This window comes from Pseudomonas syringae, assembly GCF_023278085.1.
Classification (GTDB): Bacteria; Pseudomonadota; Gammaproteobacteria; order Pseudomonadales; family Pseudomonadaceae; genus Aquipseudomonas; species Aquipseudomonas syringae_Q.
The window spans coordinates 3,775,641-3,789,275 of the sequence record NZ_CP066265.1; the positions used below are offsets into that span (position 1 = coordinate 3,775,641).

Sequence of the window (13,635 nt, forward strand, 5' to 3'; positions counted from 1 at the left end):
CGTGCTTGCCGCTTGGAGCTGACAGCTTGCCGCTGTTCCTCAAAAATGAATGACGGTACGGATGCTTTTGCCTTCGTGCATCAGGTCGAACGCCTTGTTGATGTCTTCCAGGCCCATGGTATGGGTGATGAAAGTATCCAGCGGGATTTCGCCGGTCTGCGCCATGTCGACGTAGCTTGGCAGCTCGGTGCGACCACGCACGCCACCAAACGCCGAACCGCGCCAGACGCGCCCGGTGACCAGCTGGAACGGACGGGTGGAGATTTCCTGACCGGCACCGGCGACACCGATGATCACCGACTCGCCCCAGCCCTTATGGCAAGACTCGAGTGCCGAACGCATCAATTGCACGTTACCGATGCATTCAAAGGAGAAGTCGACGCCGCCATCCGTCATGTCAACGATGACTTCCTGAATCGGCCGATCGAAGTCCTTCGGGTTGACGCAGTCGGTTGCACCCAGCTGTTTGGCAATCTCGAACTTGGCAGGGTTGATGTCGATGGCGATGATGCGTGCCGCCTTGGCTTTTACCGCGCCAATCACCGCCGACAGGCCGATACCGCCCAGACCGAAGACGGCCACAGTGTCGCCCGGCTTGACCTTGGCCGTATTGAGTACAGCACCGATGCCGGTGGTGACGCCACAACCGAGCAGGCAGACTTTCTCCAGTGGCGCTTTTTTGTCGATTTTGGCTACGGAAATCTCTGGCAACACGGTGTATTCAGAGAACGTCGACGTGCCCATGTAATGGAAGATCGGCTCGCCTTTGTAGGAGAAGCGAGTGGTGCCATCCGGCATCAGGCCTTTGCCCTGGGTCGAACGGATCGCCTGGCACAGGTTGGTCTTGCCCGAACGGCAGAATTTGCACTGACGGCATTCCGGGGTGTACAGCGGAATGACGTGATCGCCGACCACGACAGAGGTCACACCCTCGCCAACGGCTTCGACAATCGCGCCGCCTTCGTGACCGAGAATCGACGGGAATATGCCTTCAGGGTCAGCGCCGGACAGCGTGTAGGCGTCGGTGTGGCAAACGCCGGACGCCACTACCTTGAGCAGCACTTCTCCGGCCTTGGGCATGGCGACGTCGACTTCGACAATTTCCAATGGCTTTTTGGCTTCAAAGGCCACTGCAGCACGTGACTTGATCATCAATATTCTCCGGCGAGTAAAAACAAGGTTTGCAGTGTAGTACAGTGCGAATTGACGAGTAATACAGCCAAAAGCAAAACATTAATGCTGTACAGGGATAATCGATGTATACCAATCGCTGGGAAGGGCTGGACGAATTTGTCGCCGTTGCCGAGTGCGGCCAGTTCACGGCAGCTGCACAACGGCTGGGCGTGTCGTCTTCGCACGTCAGCCGGCAGATCGTACGCCTCGAAGAACGCCTGCAAACCCGCCTTCTCTATCGCAGCACACGCAAGGTCGCGCTGACCGAGGCAGGCCAGACCTTTCTGCACCATTGCCAGCGTTTGCAGGACGGCAGAGAGGAAGCACTGCGTGCAGTGGGCGATCTGGCCAGTGAGCCGAAAGGGTTGCTGCGCATGACCTGCGCGGTGGCTTACGGCGAACGGTTCATCACGCCGCTGGTGACGCGTTTCATGGGGCTGTATCCGCACTTGCGCGTCGACATCGAGCTGAGCAACGACACGCTTGATCTGGTGCATGAAGGCATGGACCTGGCGATTCGGCTGGGGCGGCTACAGGATTCCCGACTGGTCGCGACCCGCCTCGCCCCCCGGCAAATGTACCTGTGCGCAGCCCCCTCTTACATTCAGCGTTATGGCCGACCACACAGCCTGTCGGAACTGAGTCGCCATAACTGCCTGATCGGAGGCAGTGATACCTGGCTTTTGCAACAGAACGGTCGTGAGTTTTCTCAGCGGGTGCAAGGCAACTGGCGCTGCAACAGCGGGCAAGCGGTACTGGACGCCGCGCTGCACGGCGTCGGCTTGTGTCAGCTGCCTGATTATTACGTGCAGAAGCACCTCAAGGACGGCACGCTGGTGTCGCTGCTGGAAGCGCATCAGCCACCCAACACCGCAGTCTGGGCGCTTTACCCGCAACAAAGGCACTTGTCGCCCAAAGTGCGCAAGCTGGTGGATTACCTGAAAGAAGAGCTGGCGATGCGCGATGAGTATCGCCAGTAGCGGGGCTTAGCGAGCGAACTCGCTGCGGCGCTGACGCAGCCATTCCAAGTCCTCGGGGCGAGTGACCTTGATGTTATCGGAGCGCCCCTCGATCAGCCGGGGCGACTGCCCTGCCCACTCGATGGCCGACGCCTCGTCAGTGATACTGACGTTCGACACCAGGCTGTCCGCCAGTGCGCGATGCAAGGCGCCCAGACGGAACATCTGCGGCGTGAACGCTTGCCAGATCAGGCTGCGGTCCACCGTTTCAAGCACCCGACCGCTGCTGTCGGCACGCTTGAGCGTATCGCGTGCCGGTACTGCCAGCAGGCCGCCAACCGGATCGTCAGCCAGCTCGCCGAGCAGATTATCCAGGTCGCTGCGCGCCAGGTTCGGACGTGCCGCATCATGGACCAGCACCCAATCGTTGTCGCTTGCCCCCTGCGCGTGCAAATGCAGCAGCGCGTTGAGCACTGAACCGGAACGCTCGCTGCCGCCATCCACGCGCTGAATGCGTGAATCATGCGCACATGGCAAGTCCGCCCAGTAAGGGTCGTCCACAGCAAGGCTGATCACCAGCCCCTTGAGTCGGGGGTGATCGAGAAAGCAAAGCAGGCTGTGTTCGAGAATTGTCAGGCCGCCCAGTTGCAGGTATTGCTTGGGACGGTCGGCTGCCATGCGAGCACCGATGCCCGCCGCAGGAATCACTGCCCAGAAGGCAGGAAGAAAGTCTTTCATCGCACCCACTTATTATTGCGCGAGCTGGTAAAGCGTTTCGCCGTCCTTGACCATGCCCAGCTCATGCCGAGCGCGCTCCTCGACGGTTTCCAGACCTTTTTTAAGTTCCATAACCTCGGCATCCAGCACACGGTTACGCTCCAGCAGCACCTCGTTTTCAGCATGCTGGTCGGCGATCTGCTGAGTCAGGCTGGCCACCTGCGCAAGGCTGCCGTTACCGACCCACAGACGGTATTGCAAGCCACCCAGCATCAGAAGCAGGATGAGGAACAACCAGTTAGGACTGCGCATTGAAATATCAGGTACCCAGTAAAAAGGACTGCAGAGCCAGCATAAAGCACACATCACTGAGGGCATTGAGCCTGACATAAGCCAGGCTCAATCACTCCAGATTACCGCGGAGCGTCAGCATTGACGCTGCGAAGACCAGCCGCGAGGCTCGAATCTGCGCAACGCTCTGCGTCTTTTACCATCTATGGCTCAGCCGCGAAACTCACCACGACCACGATACACAGCCTTGGCACCCAATTGCTCCTCGATACGCAGCAACTGGTTGTACTTGGAGACGCGGTCGGAGCGGCACAGCGAACCGGTTTTGATCTGACCGGCAGCGGTCCCCACCGCCAGGTCGGCAATGGTCGAATCTTCGGTTTCGCCGGAACGGTGAGAGATAATCGCCGTGTAACCAGCGGCCTTGGCCATCTGAATGGCTTCCAGCGTTTCAGTCAGCGTACCGATCTGGTTGAACTTGATCAGGATCGAGTTGGCGATCTTCTTGTCGATGCCTTCTTTCAGGATCTTGGTGTTGGTCACGAACAGGTCGTCACCGACCAGCTGGGTTTTCTCGCCAATCTTGTCAGTGAGGATTTTCCAGCCATCCCAATCAGACTCGTCCAGACCGTCCTCAATGGAGATGATCGGGTGCTTGCGGGTCAGCTCGGCAAGGTACTCGGCAAACTGGGCAGAATCGTACTCGCCCTCTTCACTGAGCGTGTACTTGCCGTTCTTGTAGAACTCGCTGGCCGCGCAGTCCAGCGCCAGGGTCACATCGGTGCCCAGCGTGTAGCCTGCATTGGCGACGGCCTCGGCGATAGCGTCGAGTGCTTCTTTGTTGGACGCCAGGTTAGGAGCGAAACCACCTTCATCACCCACCGCGGTGTTCAGGCCGCGTGCTTTGAGTACAGCCTTGAGGTGATGGAAAATCTCGGTGCCCCAGCGCAGGCCTTCAGCGAAGCTCTTGGCGCCCACAGGCTGAATCATGAATTCCTGGATGTCGATGTTGTTATCGGCATGTTCGCCACCGTTGATGATGTTCATCATCGGCACCGGCATCGAGTAGACGCCCGGCGTGCCATTGAGGTTGGCGATGTGCGCGTACAGCGGCAGATCCTGATCCTGGGCAGCGGCCTTGGCAGCAGCCAGCGACACGGCGAGGATGGCGTTTGCGCCAAGGCTTGCCTTGTTCTCGGTGGCGTCCAGCGCGATCATCGCGTGGTCCAGCGCCTTCTGATCAACCGGATCCTTGCCCAGCAGCAGGTCACGGATCGGACCGTTGATGTTGGCAACAGCCTTCAGAACGCCCTTGCCCATGTAACGGCTCTTGTCGCCATCACGCAGCTCCAGCGCTTCGCGCGAGCCGGTTGAAGCGCCAGACGGCGCGCAAGCGCTACCGATGATGCCGTTATCGAGGAGCACATCTGCTTCAACGGTTGGGTTGCCACGGGAGTCAAGAACTTCACGACCTTTGATGTCAACGATTTTTGCCATTGTTGTAAACACTCCAGGATTGACGAAAACGACGCAGCAGGAAAAACGATGTTCACAGTCAGGCGCAAAAACCGGCAGCCCTGAATGCGACAACCCCGTCACGAATGACGGGGAACGGCACTTTACCGGAGAACCCTGCTCAAGCGGTCTCTACGATCGGAAAACTTTTGACAAGTTCATCCAGTGACTTGAGCTGGGCCAGGAATGGCTCCAGTTTGTCCAGACGCAAGGCGCAAGGGCCATCGCACTTGGCGTTATCAGGATCAGGATGGGCTTCAAGGAACAGACCCGCCAGATTCTGACTGATACCGGCCTTGGCCAGATCGAGAACCTGGGCACGACGGCCACCGGCAGAATCCGAACGACCACCCGGCATCTGCAGGGCGTGGGTCACGTCGAACAGGATCGGGTATTCGAACTGCTTCATGATGCCGAAGCCAAGCATGTCCACCACCAGGTTGTTGTAGCCGAAGCTTGAACCACGCTCGCAGAGAATCAGCTGATCGTTACCCGCCTCTTCACACTTGGTCAGGATGTGTTTCATTTCCTGTGGGGCGAGAAACTGGGCTTTCTTGATGTTGATGATTGCACCGGTCTTGGCCATGGCAACCACCAGATCGGTCTGGCGCGACAGAAAAGCAGGCAACTGGATGATGTCGCAGACTTCAGCCACGACCGCAGCCTGATGAGGCTCGTGTACGTCGGTGATCAGTGGCACATTGAAGGTGCGCTTGATCTCTTCGAAAATGCGCATGCCTTCTTCAAGGCCCGGGCCACGGTAGGAGTTCACCGAGGAGCGGTTGGCCTTGTCGAAGCTGGCCTTGAACACGTAAGGGATACCGAGTTTTTCAGTAACCCGCACGTACTCTTCACAGACCTGCATGGCCATGTCCCGGGATTCGAGCACGTTCATGCCGCCGAACAGCACCATCGGCTTGTCGTTGGCGATCTCGATCGAACCTACGCGAATGATTTTCTGAGCCATGTGTGAAGTCCCTGTCAGGAATTTTTCTGATGTTGAGCCAATGCCGCTTTGACGAAACCGCTGAACAGCGGATGCCCGTCACGTGGTGTGGACGTGAATTCCGGGTGGAACTGGCAAGCCACGAACCATGGATGATCCGGCGCTTCGACCACTTCGACCAGCGCACCGTCACCGGAGCGGCCGGAAATCTTCAGACCCGCCTCGATCAGTTGCGGCAACAGGTTGTTGTTCACTTCGTAGCGATGGCGATGGCGCTCGACGATCACGTCCCTGGCGTAGCAATCGTGTACCAGCGAACCGGCTTCAAGCTGGCATTCCTGCGCGCCCAGACGCATGGTGCCGCCCAGATCGGAGCTCTCGGTACGGGTTTCGACTGCGCCAGTGGCGTCTTCCCACTCGGTGATCAGACCGACCACGGCATGCGCGCTGGTACGATCGAATTCGGTGGAGTTGGCGTCTTTCCAGCCCAGCACGTTACGTGCGAACTCGATGACCGCCACCTGCATGCCCAGGCAGATACCCAGATACGGAACCTTGTTTTCGCGGGCAAACTGCACGGCAGTGATCTTGCCTTCGACTCCACGCAGGCCAAAGCCGCCCGGCACCAGAATCGCATCGACGCCTTCCAGCAGGCCGGTGCCCTGGTTCTCGATGTCTTCGGAATCGATGTAACGCAGGTTCACCTTGGTGCGGTTGGTGATACCGGCGTGGCTCATGGCTTCGATCAACGACTTGTAGGCGTCGAGCAGTTCCATGTATTTACCAACCATCGCGATGGTGACTTCGTGTTCCGGGTTGAGCTTTGCGTCCACCACCTTTTCCCACTCGGACAGGTCGGCACCGCCACATTGCAGGCCGAAGCGCTCGACGACGAAATCGTCCAGCCCCTGCGAGTGCAGGATGCCCGGGATCTTGTAGATGGTGTCCGCGTCTTCGAGGGCGATGACCGCACGCTCTTCGACGTTGGTGAACTGAGCAATCTTGCGCCGTGAAGAAATGTCGATCGGGTGATCGGAGCGGCACACCAGAACATCAGGCTGCAGACCGATGGAGCGCAATTCCTTCACCGAATGCTGTGTCGGCTTGGTCTTGGTCTCGCCGGCAGTGGCGATGTACGGCACCAGTGTCAGGTGCATCAGCATCGCGCGACGTGCGCCGACTTCGAAGCGCAACTGGCGGATGGCTTCGAGGAACGGTTGCGACTCGATGTCGCCGACCGTACCGCCGATCTCGACCAGTGCCACGTCGGCATCGCCTGCACCTTTGATGATGCGGCGCTTGATCTCGTCGGTGATGTGCGGAATGACCTGAATGGTCGCCCCCAGATAATCACCACGGCGCTCTTTGCGCAGGACGTGTTCGTACACACGGCCGGTGGTGAAGTTGTTGTTCTGGGTCATGGTGGTGCGGATGAACCGCTCGTAGTGACCAAGGTCCAGGTCGGTTTCAGCGCCGTCGTGGGTGACGAACACCTCACCGTGCTGGAACGGGCTCATGGTGCCTGGGTCGACGTTGATGTAGGGGTCCAGTTTCAGCATGGTGACCTTGAGTCCCCGCGCCTCCAGGATGGCCGCCAGTGAAGCCGAGGCAATGCCTTTCCCCAATGAAGAAACAACACCGCCCGTGACGAAGATGTAGCGCGTCATGAAAAACCCTAGAAGTCTGCGTTAAAGCGGTCAGAGCCGCCGGGGAAAGCGAAGGAAGGCCGAAGCCCCCGATTACCGACAAAATTCACGGTGTACTCCTGAAACTGCTGCGTTGAAACCGACCGGCCGAAGCCAGTGTGGTGTGCGCTACATTTTTAAGAATTACCCAGCAAACACTGGTTGGTAACCGGCAACTTGCGTTGTTTCAAAAGAACCAACAGAAGCTGTATCAAGAAGGGAGCGTAGTCTACCTGAAAGGGCCTTTCAGCTCAAACTTTGGTCGCTGGTCGGTGCAACCCAGCGCAAACGCCAGCGTTCATTGGGCGAAGCGTCCAGTCCGGGCAGGTTGGCGACGGCCAGCAGCTCGTCTTCGCGGTAGAGCAGCGGCAATCTGCCGCGCAGAAACGCGGGTACCGCCTGTTCATTGAGCAACCGCTTGAGATCACGACGGCCACGTCCGTCGATGCGCATCACCTCCCCTCCCTGACGATAACGAACCTGCAACGGGCCAGCTGGCGCGCCGCCCTCCAGCAGCAACTGACCATTGCCGGGAAGACTCAACGGGGCACGAGGATCGAGCCACTGCGTCGGCCCCGAACAGACCTGCTCCCAACCTGCGGGCAGCCACCAGATGCAGTTCTGCCCGCGATGCAGCGCACCATCGGCAAGCCGCCACAACGGTGATGCGTCGGGCGCTGCATCGCGCAGCGTTTCCCAGCCAGCCCAGTGATCGGTATCCGGCAGCCGGGTCAACGGCGCGAGCCAGTAACGCAGCGCATTGCGTTGCCGTGCTGCGGACAATCCGGCAATCGGCCCAAGGCTCAGCACAGGCAGGCCAAGCCAGGCAAACGCCGTCGTGCCGTGGGTACTGGCAATGTCCTGCATCGCCAGTTCGTCCAGCAACTGCTGCGCCTCGCCGAGATGACCCGCCGTGCGCGCCAGACTGGCACCCGCCTGCGGCCATCTGGAGATCAGCAGGGGCAGCACCTGACTGCGCAGAAAATTGCGCGAGAACTGCTGATCGCTATTGCTGGGATCTTCGACCCAATTCAGGCCATGCTGATGCGCATAGCCTTCCAGCTCGATTCTCGGCACATCCAGCAGCGGTCGCAGCAGATGACCACGCCCCAGAATGCGCTGCACGGGCATGGCCGCCAGACCGCGCACACCGGCACCGCGCAGCAAACGAAACAGCAGGGTCTCGGCCTGATCATCGCGGTGCTGACCGGTCAGCAGCACGTCGCCCTCGCCCAGACGGTCAGCAAATGCGGCATAGCGCGCCTGCCGCGCAGCCTGCTCGATGCTCGCACCGGGCTCGACCTGCACGCGCACTAGCTCGAACGCTACGCCCAGTGCCCGACAGATTTGCTGACAATGCACCGGCCAGACGTCAGCAGCAGGCTGTAGCCCGTGATGGATATGGATAGCATGTAGAGCAGGCAGCGTTTCGCGTCGGGATATTTCCACCAGAAGATGCAACAGCACGGTGGAATCGAGGCCGCCGGAGAGGCCGACATGCCAGATAGGCGCGTTGCGCCAGGGTGCCAGAACCTGAAGAAGTCTGGCGGGAAGGTCATGACCGCTGCGTGTGGGGGTGGTCATTGGTGTTTCTCATCGGGCTTTGCTTGTTCGCACACTGACAGCTTCAGTGCTCAGCAAGCCCTTTCGCGAACAAACGAAGCGTCGCGCGGTACGCTCCCACGCCCTTCGGGCAGAAGCCCGCAAGGCGTAGAAACAATCGGGGCGATGCCGCTTACAGACCGTAGCTCATCAGTCGGTCGTAACGGCGCGCCAGCAGTGCGTCGTTGTCGAACTCCTTGAGCATGGCCAACTGGCTGCTCAACTCTTCACGGATCAGAGCAGCGGCTGCCACCGGATCACGGTGCGCGCCGCCCAATGGTTCAGCGATGACCTTGTCGACGATACCCAGGCCTTTCAGGCGATCAGCCGTAATGCCCATGGCTTCGGCAGCGTCCGGTGCCTTCTCGGCGGTCTTCCACAGAATCGATGCGCAGCCTTCCGGCGAGATCACCGCGTAGGTCGAATACTGCAGCATGTTCAATTGGTCGCAGACGCCAATCGCCAACGCACCACCGGAACCGCCTTCGCCAATCACCGTGGCGATGATCGGGGTTTTCAGACGCGCCATCACCCGCAGGTTCCAGGCGATCGCTTCGCTCTGGTTGCGCTCTTCGGCGTCGATGCCCGGATAGGCACCCGGCGTGTCGATGAAGGTCAGGATCGGCATCTTGAAGCGCTCGGCCATCTCCATCAGACGGCAGGCCTTGCGATAGCCTTCAGGACGCGGCATGCCGAAGTTGCGACGAACCTTCTCGCGAACCTCACGGCCTTTCTGATGACCGATGACCATGACCGGCTGATTGTCCAGACGAGCGATGCCGCCGACTATTGCGGCGTCATCGGAGAAGTGCCGATCGCCATGCAGTTCGTCGAATTCGGTAAAGATGTTTTCGATGTAATCCAGTGTGTACGGACGGCGCGGATGACGCGCCATGCGCGCGATCTGCCAGCTGGTCAGGTTACCGAAGATACTTTCGGTGAGCGTCTTGCTCTTGTCCTGCAAGCGGGAGATCTCGTCGCCGATGTTCAGCGAGTTGTCATTGCCCACCAGGCGCAGCTCTTCGATTTTGGCCTGCAAGTCAGCGATAGGCTGTTCGAAATCAAGAAAATTCGGGTTCATAGGCATCCGTCTTGGGTAAACGGCCAAGAGGCCGGCCGGTTGATCCGTCTGCGCCTTTCCGGTTCGGAACAGGCGCGGTCAGGTCGAAATTAAATTCAGCGTCGAGCGCAGGTCGGGCCTGCGGCATTCAACGATACTGGAGAAAGACGTTCTCACGCCCGAACTGGTCACGCAGAGCTTGAATCAAGCTGTCTGCAGGATCAATACGCCAGGCTTCTCCCAATTGCAGCAATGCTCTGGCGTCCTGCCCCGTGTAGTCCACCGTGATCGGGCAGGCACCGCGATGGCGCTTGCACAGATCGCCCAGCCAGCGCAGCCGGTCACCCTTGAGTGCGTCGGCATGCACCGTCACGCGCAGGCTTTCGGCCAGGTTGGTACGTGCATCCTCGATACTCATGACACGTTTGGCGCGCAGTCGCAGCCCACCGGAGAAGTCATCGTTGCTCACTTCACCTTCAACCACAACCATAGCATCGGTCTGCAGCAACGACTGGGCCGAATGAAACGCCTCGGCAAACAATGATGCTTCGATACGTGCCGAGCGGTCGTCCAGGGTAATGAACCCCATCTTGTCGCCCTTCTTGTTCTTCATCACGCGCAGGGCGATGATCAGCCCGGCCACCGTCTGCGTGTCTCTGGCCGGCTTGAGGTCGATGATCCGCTGCCGGGCAAAGCGGCGGATTTCGCCTTCGTACTCGTCAATCGGGTGCCCGGTCAGGTACAGCCCCAGGGTTTCCTTCTCGCCACGCAGACGATCCTTGAGGCTCAGCTCACGGGTCTTGCGATGATTGGCATAAACGTCGGCATCCGCTTCGACGAACAGGCCGCCAAACAGGTCCGAGTGACCACTGTCGCGACTGCGTGCCGTCTGCTCGGCAGCCTGAATGGCCTCTTCCAGCGCCGCAAGCAATACCGAACGGTTGCGGTCGATATTGGCCTGATAGGCCTTGGGTTCCAGCTCGAAGTACGGACCGAGACGATCCAGCGCGCCGCTGCGAATCAGACCGTCCAGGGTTCGCTTGTTGACCCGTTTGAGGTCGACCCGGGCACAAAAATCGAACAGGTCCTTGAACGGCCCGCTCTGGCGCGCGTCGGTGATGGCCTCGACCGGCCCCTCGCCCACGCCCTTGATCGCACCAAGACCGTAAAGGATGCGGCCGTCGTCGCTGACCGTGAACTTGAACTCGGATATGTTCACGTCCGGCGCGTCGAGGCGCAGTTTCATGGTGCGCACTTCTTCGATCAAGGTCACGACCTTGTCGGTGTTGTGCATGTCCGCCGACAGCACGGCAGCCATGAACGGCGCCGGATAGTGCGTCTTCAGCCAGGCGGTCTGGTATGAAACCAGCCCATAGGCCGCCGAGTGAGACTTGTTGAAGCCGTAACCGGCGAATTTCTCCACCAGGTCGAAAATGTTACCGGCAAGGTCGGGGTCGATGTTGTTGGTCTTGCAACCGTCGATGAAACCGCCGCGCTGCTTGGCCATTTCCTCGGGCTTCTTCTTGCCCATCGCCCGACGCAGCATGTCCGCACCGCCGAGGGTGTAACCGGCCATGACCTGGGCGATCTGCATCACCTGTTCCTGATACAGGATGATGCCGTAGGTTGGCGCCAGCACCGGCTTGAGGCCTTCGTACTGGTAATCGACGTGCGGGTAGGACAGCTCGGCGCGCCCGTGTTTGCGGTTGATGAAGTCGTCGACCATGCCCGATTGCAGAGGGCCGGGACGGAACAGCGCCACCAGTGCGATCAAGTCTTCCAGGCAGTCGGGCTTGAGCTTCTTGATCAGCTCTTTCATGCCGCGTGACTCAAGCTGGAACACCGCCGTGGTTTCGGCCCGCTGCAACAGCTGATAGGTCGGCATGTCGTCGAGCGGAATGAACGCGATGTCCAGCGGTTCTTCGTCGACCTTGGCACGCTCACGGTTGATGGTCTTGAGCGCCCAGTCGATGATGGTCAGGGTACGCAGGCCGAGGAAGTCGAACTTCACCAGCCCCGCCGCCTCGACATCATCCTTGTCGAACTGGGTCACCAGACCATCACCGGCCTCGTCGCAATAGATCGGCGAGAAGTCCGTCAGCTTGGTCGGGGCGATGACCACACCACCGGCGTGCTTGCCGACGTTACGCACAATGCCTTCCAGCTTGAGCGCCATCTCCCAGATTTCGGCAGCTTCCTCGTCGACCTTGAGGAAATCACGGAGGATTTCTTCCTGCTCGTAGGCCTTTTCGAGGGTCATGCCGACTTCGAACGGGATCATCTTCGACAGACGATCCGCCAGCCCGTAGGACTTGCCCTGCACCCGCGCCACGTCGCGAACCACAGCCTTGGCAGCCATGGAACCAAAGGTAATGATCTGGCTGACCGCATTACGCCCGTATTTCTCGGCCACATACTCGATGACCCGATCGCGTCCGTCCATGCAGAAGTCGACGTCGAAGTCGGGCATGGAGACCCGCTCGGGGTTCAGGAAGCGTTCGAACAGCAGGTCGTATTCCAGCGGATCAAGGTCGGTGATCTTCTGCACATAGGCCACCAGCGAACCGGCACCCGAACCACGGCCCGGGCCTACCGGCACACCGTTGCTCTTGGCCCACTGGATGAAGTCCATCACGATCAGGAAGTAGCCGGGGAAGCCCATCTGAATAATGATATCCAGCTCGAAATTCAGCCGGTCGACGTAGACCTGACGCTTGGCCTCGTAATCCTCGGTTGTGTCTTTCGGCAACAGAACCGAAAGACGCTCTTCGAGGCCGTCGAACGAGACCTTGCGGAAATACTCGTCGATGGTCATACCATCGGGAATCGGGAAGTTGGGCAGGAAGTGAGTGCCCAGCTTGACGTCGATGTTGCAGCGCTTGGCAATCTCGACGGTGTTTTCCAGGGCTTCCGGCAGGTCGCTGAACAACTCGGCCATTTCTTCCGGGCTTTTCAGGTATTGCTGATCGCTGTAGTTATGCGAGCGACGCGGGTCGTCCAGCGCGCGGCCTTCGCCGATGCACACACGGGTTTCGTGGGCCTCGAAGTCGACCTGCTTGATAAACCGCACATCGTTGGTCGCCACCAGTGGCGCACCGTGGCGCTGGGCAAGCGCCACGGCGGCGTGCAAATGCTCTTCGTCGTTGGTGCGATTGGTGCGCTGTACTTCGATATAAAAGCGGTCAGGAAAGACTTCCAGCCACTCGCGCAACAATTCGTCTGCCTCACCGGGGTTGCCGCCGAGCAGCGCCATGCCGATCTCGCCTTCCTTGGCCGCAGACAGCGCAATCACGCCTTCGCTGGCCTGCGCAACCCACTGGCGCTGGATGACGATCTGACCGTTGCGCTGGCCTTCGATGAAGCCGCGCGAGATCAGCTCGGTCAGATTGCGATAGCCCTGAGCGTTCATCGCCAGCAGGCTGATGCGGCTGAGCGCGGCATCTTCGTCCCTGCCCGCCAGCCACAGATCGACACCACAGATCGGCTTGATACCCGAGCCCTGCGCTGCCTTGTAGAACTTGACCAGCGAACACATGTTGTTCTGATCGGTCACCGCCACGGCGGGCATGTTCATGCCGGTCAGCGCCTTGATCAACGGCTTGACCCGGACCAGACCGTCAACCAGCGAATATTCGGTGTGCAGGCGTAGATGAACGAAAGAAGCCGGCATGGTGATCCTATAACGCG

The 13,635-nt window shown here is 59.6% G+C and carries 10 protein-coding genes; 1 reads left to right on the forward strand and 9 read right to left on the reverse strand.

Annotation, left to right across the window (positions count from 1 at the left end):
- Positions 1–39: 39 nt before the first annotated feature.
- The gene (locus I9H07_RS16845) at positions 40–1,152 is read right to left on the reverse strand and encodes an S-(hydroxymethyl)glutathione dehydrogenase/class III alcohol dehydrogenase (RefSeq protein WP_024675618.1); all 1,113 of its coding nucleotides are present in this window, start codon (positions 1,150–1,152) and stop codon (positions 40–42) included.
- Positions 1,153–1,256: 104 nt separating this feature from the next.
- On the opposite strand from I9H07_RS16845, the gene I9H07_RS16850 reads away from it, so the two are divergent.
- Positions 1,257–2,153 (forward strand): LysR family transcriptional regulator, encoded by an 897-nt coding sequence (locus tag I9H07_RS16850; protein ID WP_024675619.1) that lies wholly within the window; start codon positions 1,257–1,259, stop codon positions 2,151–2,153.
- A 6-nt stretch (positions 2,154–2,159) separates the two neighbouring features.
- On the opposite strand, the gene ispD is transcribed toward I9H07_RS16850, so the two are convergent.
- The 8 genes from ispD to dnaE form a co-directional block, all read right to left on the reverse strand.
- Complete coding sequence (gene ispD / locus I9H07_RS16855; RefSeq protein WP_236425736.1) at positions 2,160–2,870, reverse strand: 2-C-methyl-D-erythritol 4-phosphate cytidylyltransferase; 711 nt, start codon at positions 2,868–2,870, stop codon at positions 2,160–2,162.
- Between the two features lie 12 nt (positions 2,871–2,882).
- Positions 2,883–3,161: a cell division protein FtsB gene (gene ftsB, locus I9H07_RS16860; RefSeq protein ID WP_024675621.1), complete on the reverse strand. Its 279-nt coding sequence runs from the start codon at positions 3,159–3,161 to the stop codon at positions 2,883–2,885.
- Between the two features lie 189 nt (positions 3,162–3,350).
- Positions 3,351–4,637: a phosphopyruvate hydratase gene (eno, locus tag I9H07_RS16865; protein ID WP_024675622.1), complete on the reverse strand. Its 1,287-nt coding sequence runs from the start codon at positions 4,635–4,637 to the stop codon at positions 3,351–3,353.
- A gap of 139 nt (positions 4,638–4,776) precedes the next feature.
- Positions 4,777–5,622: a 3-deoxy-8-phosphooctulonate synthase gene (gene kdsA, locus I9H07_RS16870; RefSeq protein WP_058824108.1), complete on the reverse strand. Its 846-nt coding sequence runs from the start codon at positions 5,620–5,622 to the stop codon at positions 4,777–4,779.
- Between the two features lie 14 nt (positions 5,623–5,636).
- Complete coding sequence (locus I9H07_RS16875; RefSeq protein WP_236425438.1) at positions 5,637–7,268, reverse strand: CTP synthase; 1,632 nt, start codon at positions 7,266–7,268, stop codon at positions 5,637–5,639.
- Positions 7,269–7,532: 264 nt separating this feature from the next.
- Positions 7,533–8,870: a tRNA lysidine(34) synthetase TilS gene (gene tilS, locus I9H07_RS16880; protein WP_236425437.1), complete on the reverse strand. Its 1,338-nt coding sequence runs from the start codon at positions 8,868–8,870 to the stop codon at positions 7,533–7,535.
- Positions 8,871–9,021: 151 nt separating this feature from the next.
- Positions 9,022–9,969: an acetyl-CoA carboxylase carboxyl transferase subunit alpha gene (gene accA, locus I9H07_RS16885; protein WP_003314310.1), complete on the reverse strand. Its 948-nt coding sequence runs from the start codon at positions 9,967–9,969 to the stop codon at positions 9,022–9,024.
- A gap of 127 nt (positions 9,970–10,096) precedes the next feature.
- Entirely contained in the window at positions 10,097–13,618 is a 3,522-nt protein-coding gene (gene dnaE / locus I9H07_RS16890) for a DNA polymerase III subunit alpha (protein WP_024675626.1), read from the reverse strand.
- Between the last annotated feature and the right edge of the window lie 17 nt (positions 13,619–13,635).